Source organism: Nonomuraea monospora (genome assembly GCF_039531895.1).
Lineage (GTDB): Bacteria > Actinomycetota > Actinomycetes > Streptosporangiales > Streptosporangiaceae > Nonomuraea > Nonomuraea monospora.
This window is the reverse complement of the sequence record NZ_BAAAQX010000096.1, coordinates 1-2,171: the sequence shown is the minus strand read 5'-3', so window position 1 is coordinate 2,171 and position 2,171 is coordinate 1. Positions and strand designations below refer to the sequence as shown.

Genomic DNA, 2,171 nt, shown 5'->3' with positions numbered 1-2,171 from the left:
CGCAGCCGCGAGCAGAACGCGGCCACCACCGGTAATGCTCCGAGCATCTTCTCGACACTGGCCTGGCCCCACTGCGCACGCTGCCTCATCTGCCAGGTCATACCGCGACGACGATCACCACAGCAAATCCGACGATCTTCAATCAACCCGACGTGCGGAAAACGGGGCTAGCCAGCGTCCCGTCGCGGTGCATGCCCGCGGGACAGATATCAGCCGCCCACGGTGACGTGGATGCCGCCTTCGGCCGGCCTCGCGCAAGCAGCTGCCCTCGCGTGAAGTGACCATCTGGCGCATGGGAGGGTCGGTGCGAGCCCTAGGTCGCGATCTCGCCACTCACCCCGAATGCAGGCCTGAGACCGGGCCACGGATGTGCAGGTGACCGATTGGGTGAAGCTGATCGACGCGATTGCCGAACTGATCGGCGTTCTGGCGTGGCCGACGGCGGTCGTGCTCGCGGTATGGCTGACCATGCGGCGCACCGAGCGAGACGCTGAAGCGACCGGAGACGGCGCGATCGGCCGGTGCGGCCCGTGCGCCGTGGTCGTCTGGACGCGGAGCTCTAGGAGGCTGGTGTTAAGCGGGTCCTCCTGGCTGAAGACTTTCGGGTCAGCTTGCCGGGCAGCCGCTGTGCAGGAGCGTCGTGTTCCGAGCTCGTGACGGCGGTCTGCCGGTTGTGTGGGCCTGTGCGGTTATCCACAGGCCCACCGGAGACTGGCCCTCGTTGCCCGGCTCTCTACTCTCGGGCGTTGTCCCAGGTCAAGCGATTGCTTTCGTCCACGATCCGCCTGGAACGGAGACGATGCCGAGCACGGCCAGGCGGGCGAGGTTGACGGCGGCGGCCAGCAGCGAGAAGTCGGCGCCGACCTTGGTGGTGCCGCGGACGCGGGCGCGGCGTCCGCCGTGCCGCCGCCGCATCAAATGCGCGATCTTGCGTTCGACCTTGGGCCGGGTGGCTCGGTAGCGGGCCAGCCAGCCCGGATCGGCGCGGTTGGCCCTGCCCTGTGCCAGGTGTTCCTCATGCGGGCTGATCTTGATCTCGCGGCCGTCCTTGGCCGTGGTGCAGCGCTCACGCAGCGGGCAGCCGGCGCAGGCGATGCCGAAGCGGGCAACCCCGCCGCCGCCGGTCTGCGGCCGGATCACGGCAGCCTGCCGGCTCGGGCACGTGACCTGCCCGGCCTGCAGGTCGATGGTGAAGTCGTCCTTGGAGAACCGGCCGCCCAGCCCGCCTCGCGGCTGCACCTTGACCATCGCCTCGATGCCCGCCCCGGCGAGCTGGACCAGCATCGGCCCGGTGCCGTAAGCGGCATCACCGTAAACCTCGGCCTCCTCGGCCTGCTCGGCCTGGTTATCCGCGAGGAGGTCGGCCAGCAGGCCGGCGGCGGACTCGGCATCACCGGCATTGCCCGGCGTCACCTTCGTGGCGGTGACGATCTCGCTGTCGGGGTCCTCGGCGATGTGCCCCTTGAAACCATCGAACGAGCGGGCCACGGTCTTGCGGCCGTGCCGGGCCTCGGGATCAACGGTGGAGATGACCCGGTCCTTGGCCACCTTGCGGGCGATCCGGAACACCCCGTCCCCGCCCTGCTCCAAGTCCTGGCCCAGCACCGTGGCCAGCAGCCGCGCCGCCTGATCGACCTCCCCGGCCACCTTCCGCCCGTCCAGCACCGCCAGCAGCGCGAACCCGTCCCGGGCGCGTGAGTCGATCAGCCCTTCCCGCTCTCCGGCGTCCGTCCAGTCGATGACCGGCTTACCCACGTCGGCGTAGCCGTCCCCGCTGGAGATCACGCCCCGCAGCTCGGCCCGCAGCACATGATCGGCCGCCCTTAGCAGGCCCCGGATCGCCGACCGGATCAGCGTGACGGTGTCCTGGGTGGCCACCGCGTCATAGATCGGCGCCGAGTCCAGCACCCGCCGCCGGCCGATCAGACCAGCCTGGGAGGCCACCTCCACCGTCCGCTCGAAGATCCGATCCGGCCGCTCCGAGGCGGCCAGCCGGGCCCGCATATCCACCAGCACGGTGTGCACGAACCCCGGATGATCGAAATCCAGCCCGCCGGCGGCGTACTTCCACCGCACATCGAAGGCGAACCGATCCACCGCCTCCCGGTCCGACAACCCTTCCAGCCGCTGCAGCACCATCACCACCGCCACGATCATCGGCGGCACCGACC

General features: G+C 69.9%; 2 protein-coding genes. One reads left to right on the top strand and one right to left on the bottom strand.

Annotated features, from left to right (window positions below):
- Positions 1-387: 387 nt before the first annotated feature.
- Positions 388-657, top strand: a complete 270-nt coding sequence (locus ABD331_RS60610; protein ID WP_344496684.1) for a hypothetical protein — start codon at positions 388-390, stop codon at positions 655-657.
- A 99-nt stretch (positions 658-756) separates the two neighbouring features.
- On the opposite strand, the gene ABD331_RS60605 is transcribed toward ABD331_RS60610, so the two are convergent.
- On the bottom strand, positions 757-2,171 hold a 1,415-nt coding region (locus tag ABD331_RS60605; RefSeq protein ID WP_344496682.1), incomplete at its 5' end, for an IS1182 family transposase.